The 12,828-nt window shown below is 37.3% G+C and carries 15 protein-coding genes, 1 tRNA gene and 1 other annotated feature; of the genes, 12 read left to right on the top strand and 4 right to left on the bottom strand.

All coding sequences use genetic code 11. The annotated features are described in order from the left end of the window. The first annotated feature begins 11 nt into the window (after nucleotides 1–11). The 8 genes from AC5WOE_RS09785 (at nucleotide 12) to AC5WOE_RS09750 (ending at nucleotide 7,886) form a co-directional block, all read left to right on the top strand. Nucleotides 12–1,235, top strand: a complete 1,224-nt coding sequence (locus AC5WOE_RS09785) for a D-alanyl-D-alanine carboxypeptidase family protein (RefSeq protein WP_496052514.1) — start codon at nucleotides 12–14, stop codon at nucleotides 1,233–1,235. A 110-nt stretch (nucleotides 1,236–1,345) separates the two neighbouring features. After that, on the top strand, nucleotides 1,346–2,230 hold the full coding sequence (gene pdxS, locus AC5WOE_RS09780) for a pyridoxal 5'-phosphate synthase lyase subunit PdxS (RefSeq protein ID WP_496050009.1): 885 nt from the start codon (nucleotides 1,346–1,348) through the stop codon (nucleotides 2,228–2,230). A 1-nt stretch (nucleotide 2,231) separates the two neighbouring features. Continuing rightward, on the top strand, nucleotides 2,232–2,816 hold the full coding sequence (gene pdxT / locus AC5WOE_RS09775) for a pyridoxal 5'-phosphate synthase glutaminase subunit PdxT (RefSeq protein WP_496050427.1): 585 nt from the start codon (nucleotides 2,232–2,234) through the stop codon (nucleotides 2,814–2,816). A gap of 30 nt (nucleotides 2,817–2,846) precedes the next feature. Beyond that, nucleotides 2,847–3,042 (top strand) — a binding site (T-box leader). Nucleotides 3,043–3,078: 36 nt separating this feature from the next. After that, entirely contained in the window at nucleotides 3,079–4,353 is a 1,275-nt protein-coding gene (gene serS, locus AC5WOE_RS09770; RefSeq protein WP_496050008.1) for a serine--tRNA ligase, read from the top strand. Nucleotides 4,354–4,759: 406 nt separating this feature from the next. Further along, on the top strand, nucleotides 4,760–5,119 hold the full coding sequence (locus AC5WOE_RS09765; RefSeq protein WP_496050007.1) for a hypothetical protein: 360 nt from the start codon (nucleotides 4,760–4,762) through the stop codon (nucleotides 5,117–5,119). A gap of 126 nt (nucleotides 5,120–5,245) precedes the next feature. Then, entirely contained in the window at nucleotides 5,246–5,605 is a 360-nt protein-coding gene (locus AC5WOE_RS09760) for a hypothetical protein (protein WP_496050006.1), read from the top strand. A gap of 168 nt (nucleotides 5,606–5,773) precedes the next feature. Further along, nucleotides 5,774–5,863: transfer RNA gene (locus AC5WOE_RS09755), tRNA-Ser, on the top strand. 481 nt (nucleotides 5,864–6,344) lie between these two features. Continuing rightward, the gene (locus AC5WOE_RS09750) at nucleotides 6,345–7,886 is read left to right on the top strand and encodes a class I adenylate-forming enzyme family protein (protein WP_496050005.1); all 1,542 of its coding nucleotides are present in this window, start codon (nucleotides 6,345–6,347) and stop codon (nucleotides 7,884–7,886) included. Nucleotides 7,887–7,928: 42 nt separating this feature from the next. On the opposite strand, the gene AC5WOE_RS09745 is transcribed toward AC5WOE_RS09750, so the two are convergent. The 3 genes from AC5WOE_RS09745 to crcB (AC5WOE_RS09735) form a co-directional block, all read right to left on the bottom strand. Further along, the gene (locus AC5WOE_RS09745; protein ID WP_496050004.1) at nucleotides 7,929–8,060 is read right to left on the bottom strand and encodes a hypothetical protein; all 132 of its coding nucleotides are present in this window, start codon (nucleotides 8,058–8,060) and stop codon (nucleotides 7,929–7,931) included. 67 nt (nucleotides 8,061–8,127) lie between these two features. Then, entirely contained in the window at nucleotides 8,128–8,487 is a 360-nt protein-coding gene (crcB, locus tag AC5WOE_RS09740; RefSeq protein WP_496050003.1) for a fluoride efflux transporter CrcB, read from the bottom strand. Then, entirely contained in the window at nucleotides 8,484–8,879 is a 396-nt protein-coding gene (gene crcB, locus AC5WOE_RS09735; RefSeq protein WP_496052672.1) for a fluoride efflux transporter CrcB, read from the bottom strand. The genes crcB (AC5WOE_RS09740) and crcB (AC5WOE_RS09735) overlap by 4 nt, the downstream gene beginning before the upstream one ends. Before the next feature lie 151 nt (nucleotides 8,880–9,030). Here crcB (AC5WOE_RS09735) and AC5WOE_RS09730 point away from each other — a divergent pair, with 151 nt between their 5' ends. From AC5WOE_RS09730 to AC5WOE_RS09715, 4 genes are read left to right on the top strand one after another with little or no spacing between them, the layout of a single operon-like run. Continuing rightward, nucleotides 9,031–9,903, top strand: coding sequence for a DUF4097 family beta strand repeat-containing protein (locus AC5WOE_RS09730; RefSeq protein ID WP_496050002.1), 873 nt, complete (start codon nucleotides 9,031–9,033; stop codon nucleotides 9,901–9,903). A 15-nt stretch (nucleotides 9,904–9,918) separates the two neighbouring features. Continuing rightward, nucleotides 9,919–10,614, top strand: a complete 696-nt coding sequence (liaF, locus tag AC5WOE_RS09725) for a cell wall-active antibiotics response protein LiaF (RefSeq protein WP_496050001.1) — start codon at nucleotides 9,919–9,921, stop codon at nucleotides 10,612–10,614. Further along, the gene (locus AC5WOE_RS09720) at nucleotides 10,614–11,642 is read left to right on the top strand and encodes a sensor histidine kinase (protein ID WP_496050000.1); all 1,029 of its coding nucleotides are present in this window, start codon (nucleotides 10,614–10,616) and stop codon (nucleotides 11,640–11,642) included. Before liaF ends, AC5WOE_RS09720 begins: the two co-directional genes overlap by 1 nt. A gap of 15 nt (nucleotides 11,643–11,657) precedes the next feature. Next, nucleotides 11,658–12,290 carry a response regulator gene (locus AC5WOE_RS09715; protein WP_496049999.1) on the top strand — a complete coding sequence of 211 codons (633 nt, stop codon included), beginning with the start codon at nucleotides 11,658–11,660 and terminating at the stop codon, nucleotides 12,288–12,290. 45 nt (nucleotides 12,291–12,335) lie between these two features. On the opposite strand, the gene AC5WOE_RS09710 is transcribed toward AC5WOE_RS09715, so the two are convergent. Further along, nucleotides 12,336–12,737, bottom strand: a complete 402-nt coding sequence (locus AC5WOE_RS09710; protein ID WP_496052513.1) for a DUF3817 domain-containing protein — start codon at nucleotides 12,735–12,737, stop codon at nucleotides 12,336–12,338. Between the last annotated feature and the right edge of the window lie 91 nt (nucleotides 12,738–12,828).

Below are 12,828 nucleotides of genomic sequence, written 5' to 3'. Positions count from 1 at the left end.
GTAAAAGGAAAATGCGTCGTAAAATTGTATTTTTATTCTGCATTATCAGTTTATTTACGATAAGCAATCCTGTATTTGCAGATGAATTACCGACGATAAATGCCAAATCATATATATTAGTCGATACTATTTCTGGGGAAATATTAGCTGCAAAAAATGCAAATGAACCGAGACCACCTGCTAGTATGACAAAAATGATGAGCGCAATTGTTATTTTTGATCAGATCAAGCAAGGTATACTTAAGTGGGATGATGTGGTTACGGTCAGCAATAGAGCAGCTGCTATAAATGAAGCAGAAATACGCTTAGTTGGAGGAGAAAAACAGACTGTCAAGCAGTTATTCACTGCTTTATTTGTTCAATCGGCCAATGATGCTACTGTTGCATTGGCGGAACATATTGCCGGGTCAGAAGAAGGCTTTGTGGATATGATGAATAAAAAAGCAAGCGAACTGGGGTTGAAAAATACACATTTTCAAAACAGTACTGGATTAAACACAGAATCGTACCCTGATCCTCCAGCCACTAGCAAAGTAGGCCAACATGACATGTCAGCTTATGATACAGCTGTTGTTGCACAATTTTTGTTAAAAAATTATCCGGAAGTACTACAATATACAAGCATCCCGACCTATACCTTTCACCAAAATCAACCAAACCAACAAAAAATAGACAATTGGGATCAGATGCTTCCCTCACTGAAATACTATTATCAAGGTGTGGATGGCTTAAAAACTGGTCATACCAATGCAGCAGGGTATTGTTTCACAAGTACAGCAGATCGTAATGGTCTACGGGTAGTTTCAGTTGTTATGGGGACAGATTCGGAGTTTGCACGGTTTCATGAGACAAAAAAATTGTTGGATTATACATACGATAATTTTGAATTGGTAACAGCTATTACAAAAGGAAAAGTTATTCTTGGTCATGATCGTTTTACGTTACCAAACGGCGTAGAACGTACAGTACCAGTTGCTCCAGAATATTCCCTACAGTTAGCAGAAAAGAAAGCAGATAAAGAGTCTTATACTTATAAAGTTGTTCTAAAAAAAGGGATACAAGCTCCCATTTCAAAAGGGACTGTAATTGGTGAAGTTTCTCTCTTGTATAAAGGGGAGTCTATACCAGGAGTTCATTCAGTTCCATTGATTACCCAAAAAACAGTAGAAAAAGGGAGCGTGTTCCGGTTATTTTTTCGTCATGCGTGGGATAGAGTAAATTCTTGGATAAACTAATGCTATAATTCTGTTCCTTGTAAATTTACATTTATTCCTTTACAATGTTATTGGCTAAAGGACTAAAATTAACAAATTGGCAATCTATACACGATCTAGGAGGATATAGGATGACACAGACAGGGACAGACCGTGTAAAACGCGGAATGGCAGAAATGCAAAAAGGTGGCGTCATTATGGACGTCGTAAATGCAGAACAAGCAAAAATCGCAGAAGAAGCTGGGGCAGTCGCTGTAATGGCTTTGGAGCGAGTTCCTTCCGATATTCGTGCAGCTGGCGGAGTCGCTAGAACGGCTGATCTTAAGATTGTAGAGGAAATTTTAAATGCAGTCTCCGTCCCAGTGATGGCAAAAGCGAGAATCGGGCATTTTGTAGAGGCGCGTTTATTAGAATCCATGGGTGTAGATTATATTGATGAAAGTGAAGTTTTAACACCAGCAGATGAAGTTTATCATATTGATAAATCTACATTTACTGTTCCGTTTGTCTGTGGCGCTCGTAATCTTGGAGAAGCACTCCGTCGTATCGGTGAAGGAGCATCCATGATCCGTACAAAAGGTGAACCAGGGACAGGCAATATCGTAGAAGCAGTTCGTCATATGCGTATGATGCAAAGTCAAATTCGCAAAGTAACAGGTATGTCTCGTGACGAGTTAATGACAGAAGCAAAAGAATTGGGTGCTCCATATGAACTCCTTTTACAAATTCACGAAACAGGGAAATTACCGGTTGTTAACTTTGCAGCTGGTGGAGTAGCAACCCCAGCTGATGCGGCTTTGATGATGCACTTGGGATCTGATGGTGTATTTGTTGGTTCTGGTATTTTCAAATCCTCCACTCCTGCTAAATTTGCAAAAGCTATTGTTGAAGCTACTACTCATTTTGAAGATTTTGCACTTATTGCTGCGCTATCCAAAGATTTGGGAAGTCCAATGACTGGTATTGAGATATCAAAATTAGAAGCGCATGAACGGATGCAAGAACGTGGCTGGTAATATCAAAGTAGGTGTTCTTGCTCTTCAGGGGGCTGTGCGAGAACATATACAACTTTTGAATAAGCTAGGCACCGAAGCAATTGCTGTTAAAAGAAAAGAACAATTAGCTGATGTCGATGGCTTGATTATTCCTGGAGGGGAATCTACTACTATAGGAAAGCTTTTACGTCAGTATGATCTTCAGGAACCGATTTTAGAATTCCATGCAAAGGCTAAACCTATATTTGGGACTTGTGCTGGGCTTATTATAATTGCCAAACATATCACAGAGAACAGTGAACCTCATTTGCCCCTGTTAAATGTGACTGTTCAGCGGAATGCTTTTGGGAGACAAGTAGATAGTTTTGAAGCTGATCTACCGATTAAAGATGTGGCAGAAGATTTCCAAGCTGTTTTTATTCGTGCTCCTCTCATTACAGAAGTGGGAGCAGATGTAGAAGTGCTTTCTACAGTGAAAGATCAAGTGGTAGCAGTGAAACAGGAAAACCTTTTAGGCATATCTTTTCATCCAGAGTTAACAGATGATACGCGCTTGCATGCTTATTTTTTGAGTATGGTGGAAAAGGCGATTGAAAAAGATCTATAACCTCTGTATAATGAGCGCATATTAATAAACATGATTGCGATGAAGAGACAAGTAACAAGACAGATCTTTCCAGAGAGGCGATGGTTGGTGGAAATCGCTAAGAGAAGTCTTGTGAATTCCACCTCAGAGCTGATCTCGGCAGCGTTCCGATAACTACGCATTAAGGTGGACTGTTTAGGAAAGTGACAGTCAACAAGGGTGGCAACGCGGAACCTCCGTCCCTTAGGGATGGGGTTCCTATTTTATTTGAGGAGGAATTTCTATGCTAGATATCAAATTGTTGCGGAATAACTTTGCGGAAGTAAAAGAGAAACTAGCTTCCCGCAACGAAGATATCAGTGGTCTGGATTCGTTTGAGCAAATTGATAACAGACGTCGTGAAGCGATCACAAGATCCGAGAAACTAAAAAGTGAACGGAACCAAGCAAGTCAAGAAGTGGCGAGAAAAAAGAAAGCAAAAGAGGACGCAGAATCCCTTATTCTTAGCATGCGTCAAGTCGGAGAGCAGATCAAAGAACTTGATGAAGAAATTCGTCAACTCGATGAGCAATTGCAGCAAATATTATTATCCTTACCAAACATCCCTCACGAGTCGACGCCTATTGGATTAACGGAGGAAGAAAATATACCAGTTCGATTTTGGGGTGATGTTCCAGAGTTTAGCTTTGAACCAATTCCTCATTGGGACTTAGCTCAACATCTAAAACTATTAGACTTTGAGCGGGCTAGTAAAGTGACAGGTTCACGTTTTGTATTTTATACAGGTTTAGGTGCTCGCTTGGAGCGTGCGCTTATGAATTTTATGCTGGATTTGCATACTTCTGAACATGGTTATAGAGAAATGATACCTCCTTATATTGTAAACAGCCAAAGCATGACAGGAACAGGACAACTGCCTAAGTTTGCAGAAGATGCATTTGCGCTTGCGAATACAAATGGCTATTATCTCATTCCAACATCAGAAGTATCGGTAACAAATTTCCATCAAGGAGAAATCCTTACTGATCAAGAATTACCTATTTATTACGCAGCATACAGTGCTTGTTTCCGTTCGGAAGCGGGGTCGGCCGGCCGCGATACAAGAGGATTAATTCGCCAGCACCAATTTAATAAAGTAGAGCTGGTGAAATTTGTTAGACCTGAAGATTCTTACGATGAGTTAGAAAAACTTGTCCAGAACGCAGAAAAAGTTTTACAGCTATTGGAATTACCTTATCGTGTACTTTCTATGTGCACAGGAGATCTTGGTTTTACAGCAGCAAAAAAATATGACCTAGAAGTTTGGCTGCCAAGTTCTGGTGCGTATCGTGAGATTTCATCTTGCAGTAACTTTGAAGATTTTCAAGCTAGACGAGCTAATATCCGTTTCCGTCGGAGCGCCAAGGATAAACCTGAATTTGTCCACACACTCAATGGCTCTGGATTAGCAATTGGCCGCACTGTTGCTGCGATTTTAGAGAACTATCAACAAGAAGATGGTACAGTGCGAGTGCCAAATGCACTTGTTCCCTATATGGGAAGAGAAGTATTGAAGTAAACCAGACATTATTAGGCTGCTATGCTAGCAGTCTTTTTGTTTATTCAAAAACGGACTTTAAAAATATTTTTTTAGAAAATATATAGTATAGTGAATCTATAGGTGAAATCTACCCATGGAGGTCAAAATGATTCGTCTTGCACACTTTTCCGATCTGGAGCGTGTCCAGTATCAGGTGCTCCGTTATGTCAAATAATATCCATTGTTAGATATAGTTATTGAAACCGGTAAGTCTGGAATATGACAAAAGAATTGTTCCCTGTCTTATGTTTTTATAAAAATTTATTAGTTTGATTAATGAATTTTTACATTTTTATGTATACTAACAATTAATTTTCTTCGGAAAATATGGTAATATATACTTGATACAAGTTCTTTTTACATATCATAAGGGGGCAAGTATTCAATGAGTAATAAGTTTTTGATTGTCATCCAAGCAGGTGCAGAAGATGTTGGAAGAGCATTTCATGGGTTAACATATGGACAAGAATTGCATGATGAAGGTTTTGAGGTGAAAATTTATTTTGATGGAATGGGAACCCGATGGATAAAGGAATTTGATAACCCATCTCATATTTTCCATTCTGTGTTTAAAGAAGTTCAAAAACTAGGAATTATCAAAGGGGCATGTGGTTATTGTACCAGTTTTTTTGATATCCAAGATGAAGTGAACACAGCAGGGGTATATATTGTTGGCGGTGCAAAAGATGGGCATTTTAGTTTTGTAGAACATATCAAAGAAGGCTATAAACCTATTATTATGTAATATTTAAAAGTATTCTCCTATTCCGTTCTGTTGAACGGATAATTTTTATGAATTAATTCCAGTAATCTAGGTAGATGTGTAACAATGTTTATGTTTGATTAATTCCTCTAAAGGAGGACAAGAAGGATGAAAGAAAAGTTTTTGATTGTGATTCACGCAGGACCAAATGAGATTGGAAAAGCACATCATGCTTTAACATATGGACAAGAACTACATGAAGAAGGTTTTGATGTAAAAATATATTTTGATGGGTTAGGTCCCAAATGGTTAAAAGAAATTGATGATCCATCTCATCCTTTTCATTCATTATTTAAAGAAGTTCAGGATTTGGGGATTATAGCAGGGGCATGTGAATTTTGTACAAGTTTTCTTGAGGTAGATGAGGATGCAAATGCTTGTGGAGTATTCTTAGTTGGTGGAACAAAACTGGGGCATTTTAGCATTGTAGAACAAATAAAAGAAGGTTATACACCGATCATTATATAAGATATGGGACCTGAATTTATATGATATTCACTATATATTTGGGTCTCTTTCATTGGGCTTCAACATTAAAACAGTATTTTGTTCTTGACTGCAAACTACATTTAAGCTAAAATGTGTGAGTATGTTTTTAAATATAATAAGAGTATGTTTAGGTTCTATTTACCATATGGAGAGGTGGTCGAGTGGTTGAAGGCAACGGTCTTGAAAACCGTCGTAGTCGTGAGGCTACCGTGGGTTCGAATCCCACCCTCTCTGCCAAATGTGTATATGTTATAAAACAGATGAACACGTACCTAAACCGTTGGTTATAACGGAGAAGGTTACGTGTTTTTTGTGTTTGAAAATAAAAGGAAAACCCCATGGGTTCGAACAACGCTATTTTTCAGCCCACGATTTAAACCGTGGGTTTTCAACCAGCATAATTATGTAAACGGATGTGCAGAGACTGCGATTCATCAGCTGTATAGCCCTTTTGATGGTTATTTTTATTCTAAAGAACATTACATTTCGATGATATGAAATATGAACATATATATGACTGAATATGTTATACGTTTAAAATTTTCCTAATAATTCAATAATACAATAGACCTAGTATATCTTTTTGCTTATAATATTATAAATGCTGGTGAATATCTGTTATTTCTGAATTTTCTTCTGAAAATAAATATTGGTGTAAAAAATTTATTTCAGATATCCCCAACATCAGAATATTAGGGAGACTATTGGAGTGTTTATAATGAAAAACAACATTGGTCAACTACTCACAAATCGCGCGAATAATTCACCAGAATTTGAAGCAGCAGTTGATTTAAAAAGTCGAATCACTTACTTCCGATTAAATGAACAAGTAAATCAACTCGTTCATTGGCTGAAAAAACAAGGTGTCAAACCAAAGGAACGTATTGCAACCCTGTGTCAAAATAGTATTTCAATGTTGACTATTTTTTACGCAACTGCCAAATTAGGTGCAATTGTACTCCCATTGAACGTTAGTTTAGAAATGGAAGATTATAATCACGTCTTAAAGGAAAGCCAACCGACGGTATTGTTTTACGATACAAAATTTACAGAGTTGGCAAACAAATTAGGACAAGTAAAATCCATTCACACAATGGTTCAAATTGGTGATAATCAGGATGATGCTGAGTTTATATTTCCTAAATTATTAGAAGGGGAATCGACAGATGAACCAACTATCAGCATGGGAGGCGATGATCAGTTTTTGTTGATCTACACCTCTGGCAGTACAGGGAAACCAAAAGGTGTAATGATAAGCCATCATAATTTATGGATGTGTGGATATGCAATAGGAAATCATTTAGATTGGAGATTGACTGATCGAAATTTAATCATTACTCCCATGTTTCATATAACTGGTTGTATGTTTTCAGTGACGAATGCAGTAAGAGGTTCTACAGTTATTTATACACAGTTCCATCCTAAACTCATTTGGGATTTGATTGAGAAGGAAAGAATCACCCAGTTTATGACAGTTCCTGCTATGCTTAAATTGATGATAAATGAAACTGATTGGACGGAGAAGGATATTGATACTCTCCGTTATATTATGTGTGGTGCTGATACTGTACCACCACAGTTAATTAAGAAATTTCATTTATATGGCATCGAAATTTATCATGGCTATGGATGTACGGAGCATTCAGGGACAACCACTATGTGGACAAGCAGAATGAGTAGAGATAAAAATCATACAGTTGGAAGACCATTTCCATTTACGGAAGTAAAAATATTGGATCCACTCACTGGAAAAGAGTTGCCAAGAGATACAATAGGTGAGATTGTATTCCGTGGTCCACAGCAATTTTTGGGATATTGGAGAAACAAAGAGGAAACCAAAAAAGTTATCCGAAAAGGTTGGTATCATTCAGGGGATTTAGGTAAGTTGGATCAAGATGGATATCTACTGATAGTTGATCGCTATAACGATATGATTGTTTGTGATAAGCAAAAACTTTATCCAGCAGAAATCGAAGGAATTTTATTAAATTTAGATGGAATTTATGAGGTTGCGGTAGTAGCTGCTCCGGATAGTTCCAAAGGCCAAGTTCCAATGGCATTCATTGTGAAGTGGGAAAATTCCATGATGACAAAAGATGATGTGTTACGTTTTTGCAGCCAACGACTTTCTTATTTCACCCATCTAAATCAAATACAATTTATAGAAGCAATGCCACGCAACGCAACAGGAAAAGTACTCAAAAAAGATCTGAGAGCTATGGCCAAAAGAATAATGGAAAAACAAGTAGATCAACCCTGAAAACGGTTGCAATAAAAACAGCCAGTAGGGGAACCTGCTGGCTTAAACAAAACTTCTTCTCTCTGTAAAGAATAAAATAAAGAGGATGATAGAGCTGATAAAGAAAAATGCTCCACTAAATAAGGATGAAATACGAGCTACAAAATCCCATTTTCTACGCCATGTATTTATCATATAACTCCACCTTTGCCGTGTATTTCGTTGATATACGGTATGCCTTTTTTATATGTTGGTGTCAAAGTTAGGAATACATAAATGTTCCAATTAAAAATCCCAAAATACTAGACGAAATTCCTAATGAATAACTGAGTATGATGTATAACAGAAGTATGAAATGTTGACGTTCTTGATAAAGACGAAGTATTTCCCATTGTAGTGTAGAAAAAGTAGTAAAAGCACCACAAAATCCCGTTCCTAAAAATAACATCCATTTTTCGTCTACCATACATCCCAATAATAATCCCAATAATAAACTGCCCATCATATTGATGATAAATGTTCCAAAAGGGAAATGGTTCGTAGATGATGGAAAGTATTTACTTATAAGGAAACGACATAAAGCCCCAAGGGACCCTCCTATCGTGATTAATAATATATTCATTTTATTTCATCCTCGTTTTTGGCTATTTCATTCTCGTTTTTGGCTATTTCAAATCCCAGCCAACTGAAGAGATAACCACCTATTGTGCTGCAAATAAAATACAAAATAGCATAGAGTAATTGATTTTTCTCCACTAATTGAATAAGTTCTATGTTAAAAGTAGAAAAAGTGGTAAATGAACCAATAAAACCAGTTGCAATAGCAGTTCGTGCCCAGTTAGGAAACGAATGATGCTTCGTGACCGATGTGAAAAACCAACTTAAACCCAAAGATCCGGAAAGATTTATGCCTAGTGTACTAACAGGAAATCCCATAAAATAAGTGGAAGGAATAAGAACTTCAAAAAGATATCGAAGCAATGCACCGATTGCTCCAGCAATGCCGACCATCACATATACCAAATTTATCACCTCATTTACATAAAAATTGATTTTCGTGTTAGAATACGACTTTGGTCTTAGCAGAATTCCTGCTAATGTTTGTGTTGGTTTTCAATAAGCTTGTGTATGCTGTAGATAGAAGTTTAAATAGGGAGAGGCTTTTATGAAAAAAATAGCAGGGGTACTTCTTGTTATTTTGGGAATGATCATGTTTGCTCACGCCATATGGTGGAGTCCATTTAATTTTTTTGTAGCACATACAAAAAAGCAGGAAGAAAAATTATCTGTGAGTTCCGTTGATTCTATCGATCTCGATGTTACGAGTGAAGATTTGACGATTCTTCCTACCGATGAGGATAAACTGAGAGTGATTGCTACAGGTAGGGACTTAAACCATGTAAGTTTCATTGTAGATCGAGACGATCATACCGTCCAGATCAGTCTAAAACCGAAGTGGTATTCATTTTCCAACACAAATGAATTAAAGTTGTTAGTATATGTTCCTAGAAACCAATTGTTCCATATATCAGCTAAAGCTGCATCTAGAGTGATACAAATTGGTGATCATAAAACCCCAAAGTGGAATATAGGAAATCTAAATGTTGATATCAGTTCTGGTATTGCCAATCTGCGAAATCTAAAAATAGACAACTTCATATACAATGGTACTTCCGCTGATGTATTGTTGGACCGGGTAAATGCTGAAAGAGCAACGATGGGTACATTCTCTGGTAATATGAATATTAGTCATTATACAGGAATGCTGAATTTATCTTCTACTAGTGGAAATATTCGTATTCAAGTCGATAAATTAATCGGGAATATCCATACTGAATTGGTTTCCGGAGATGCAACATTATATTTACCGAAAAATGCATCTTTTACCCTTCATTCTAAATTGCAATCTGGTCAATTAACAGCTACTTATTCATTACAATTACAAAAGCCATCTGCATCAGAGACTACTGCAAAATCAGGCAGTGGAAAATATAAGATTGAAACAGAAATTTCAAGCGGTGATTTTATAATCCATTGATAGGTGGTGACAAATATGCGTCGAACAGGCGGGATTTTCTTTTTTGTAATAGGATTAATCTTACTGTTTGTGGCTATGGGGCTCAATGATTTATTGGTTAGTCCCGTTATGTTGATTTTTGCTAGTTTTCTATGTTGGCGATTTTATTACCGCAAGATAGCTGTTTTTTTACTTGTCATTGGTGGTCTTGCTCTGATTGACGTAAATTTGTGGGCATTGCTATTCTCGTTTGTACTCTTCTATGCGAGTTATAAATTATTGTGGTCTAAAAAGAAGAAAAAAACAGAGAATGATATCAATGGAAACAAAGAAGATCACAACCTTCAATGGGAAGAGAATTTTACCAAATACGATCAAGCTTTTTATCGGAAATTCCGTTTAGGTGATATGCAGTATGAATTATTTGATCTTCATGCGACCAATGAAGTGCAGAGTATATACCTTGATTTGTCTAGAGCGATTATTCCGGAAGGAGAGACATCCATTACTTTAAACGGCGTCGCTGGACGAGTGTATTTGTATCTTCCAGCTGATCTAGATGTATCCATCTCTTCATCTGCTGCACTTGGGGAATGTGAGGTATTAGGCAAGAAAAAGATGGGTTTACACAATCAATTTCAGGTAACTTCTCAAAAATATTCAGAAGCAAATCGAAAAGTAAAGATTTCTATATCGTTTTTGCTAGCGAATATACAGGTGAGGTACCTTTGATGCGAAAACAACAAGGGAATTTGTCCATTAAATGGCATACAGCACGGTACTCTTTCGTTTTGACTTTTTTCAGTTTGATAGCGGTCATTACTGTTATTCTTCTTCATTACCAATTAAAAATTGATATATTGTTAGCGCTGGGTTGGGCAATACTTCCTATCTTAGCGATGCTTGTTATTTCTAGTATGATAGGATTTCTATATGGGACAAGAATCGTTCATCGATTATCACCTGTAAAAGAAGCCCTTGTTCAATTAGAGCGAGGTAATTTCCAATATCGGATCAAGTCCATGGGTACGGATGAAATTGGTAATATGGCTATACAAATCAATCAGATGGCACATCGGGTAGAACAGCAAGTCGCTTCCTTACAAAAGCTATCAACAGAACGAACAGAATGGCAAACTCAAATGAAACAGGAAGTAGTATCGGAAGAGCGAGGACGTTTGGCAAGAGAATTACACGATACGATAAGTCAACAATTATTTGCGATATCCATGATGTCATCCGCTATAAGTGCCATGAATCTACAAGAGACAAAAGAAGTAGCCAAAAAAATAGGATTTATTGAGAAGTTAGCAGGGGAAGCACAACAAGAAATGCGAGCATTGCTCATGCATTTACGTCCTGTCACATTAGAAGGAAAAGATTTGAAGACGGGATTAGAAGATCTGCTTTTGGAGTTACAAGAAAAGCAATCTCTGCAAGCCACATGGGAATTGGAAGATATTCCTTCGTTGGCTCGTGGAATAGAAGATCATTTATTTCGAATCGTACAAGAAGCATTGTCCAATGTACTCCGACATGCAAAGGCTAATAAGGTTCATATACGTTTGGTAGTGAGAGGGAAGTACTTACATCTTAAAGTGATCGATGATGGAATTGGTTTTGATGAATCAAAAATGAAGATGTCTAGTTATGGTTTAAAATCGATCTCTGAGCGGGCAAGTGAAATAGGAGGTATAGGTGAAGTACTTTCCCTTCTTGGAAAAGGGACACAAATCAATGTGAAGGTACCCATCTTGTAACATGGAGGCAAAGTAATGATACGAGTAATTTTGGTCGATGATCATGAGATGGTACGCATAGGTTTATCTGCCTACTTGTCAACACAGCCAGATATAGAAGTAGTTGGAGAGGCCTCTGATGGCAAGGCAGGGGTTCAATTAGCATTAGAGAAAAAACCAGACGTTATTTTGATGGATTTATTGATGGATGGTATGGATGGTATTCAAGCAACGAGAGAAATCGTGAAAGTGTTACTAGAGCCTAAAATAATTGTGCTCACCAGTTTTTTAGATGATGACAAAGTATATCCTGCTCTGGAAGCTGGTGCTTTGAGTTATCTTCTGAAGACATCTAAGGCGGATAAGATAGCAGAAGCAATTCGCAGTGCTGCCAGAGGAGAATCGGTACTTGAGGCAAAGGTGACAAGCAAAGTCATTTCGAAGATGCAAGGAGCAAACCAAGAGAAACCCCATGAATCATTAACTGCGCGGGAAATGGAAGTACTGCAATTGATCGCGGATGGCAATACCAACCAAGAGATTGCAGATAAGTTATTTATTACTGTGAAGACCGTGAAAACGCATATTACAAATTTATTATCAAAGTTAGAATTAGATGATCGAACACAAGCTGCGATTTATGCCTATCGGAATAATTTAGTAAAATAGATGAAAAGAAAAAGCGCTGGGCTCATTAGCTCAGCGCTTTTTGAATTAACGAAGATGTGTATAAAAAGTAACGAGCTTATACACTGCTGACAATACAATGAGATAGGAAAGTAACCATATTAACAAGTAAAGTTTGCTCTCTAATTTTAGGGTAGATGAATAATCACGACTTAGTTTCCGATCTAAAAAGAATGTCGCAAAAGGGATAATGGAAGCAACCACAGTAATAACTCCTTGTGAAAATTTCCATTTATCACGGAAATATACATGAGCGAGTGTCAGTAGATAAGCAATAAACAATACCCCATGAAAACTTCCTGCGACAGTGACGGTTATGGGCATATCAGCATAATACTTTAAAGGCATAGCAATAAATAACAGAACAAGAAAAGAAATCCCTTCTGATAAGGCGATGACTCGAAATCGTGCAAGAGGTGTTTGTAACATCTTCTTTACTCCGATCGTTTGGTTTGTATTCCTCCAGTGTCCAATAGGATGGTAACACAAAATTTTCACCGAGAGGAGGATGGTAAATAAG

It is taken from the genome of Shimazuella sp. NTD248, assembly GCF_059510395.1.
Note: the sequence above shows the minus strand (reverse complement) of the source record. Positions and strands in the feature narration are given on the sequence as shown.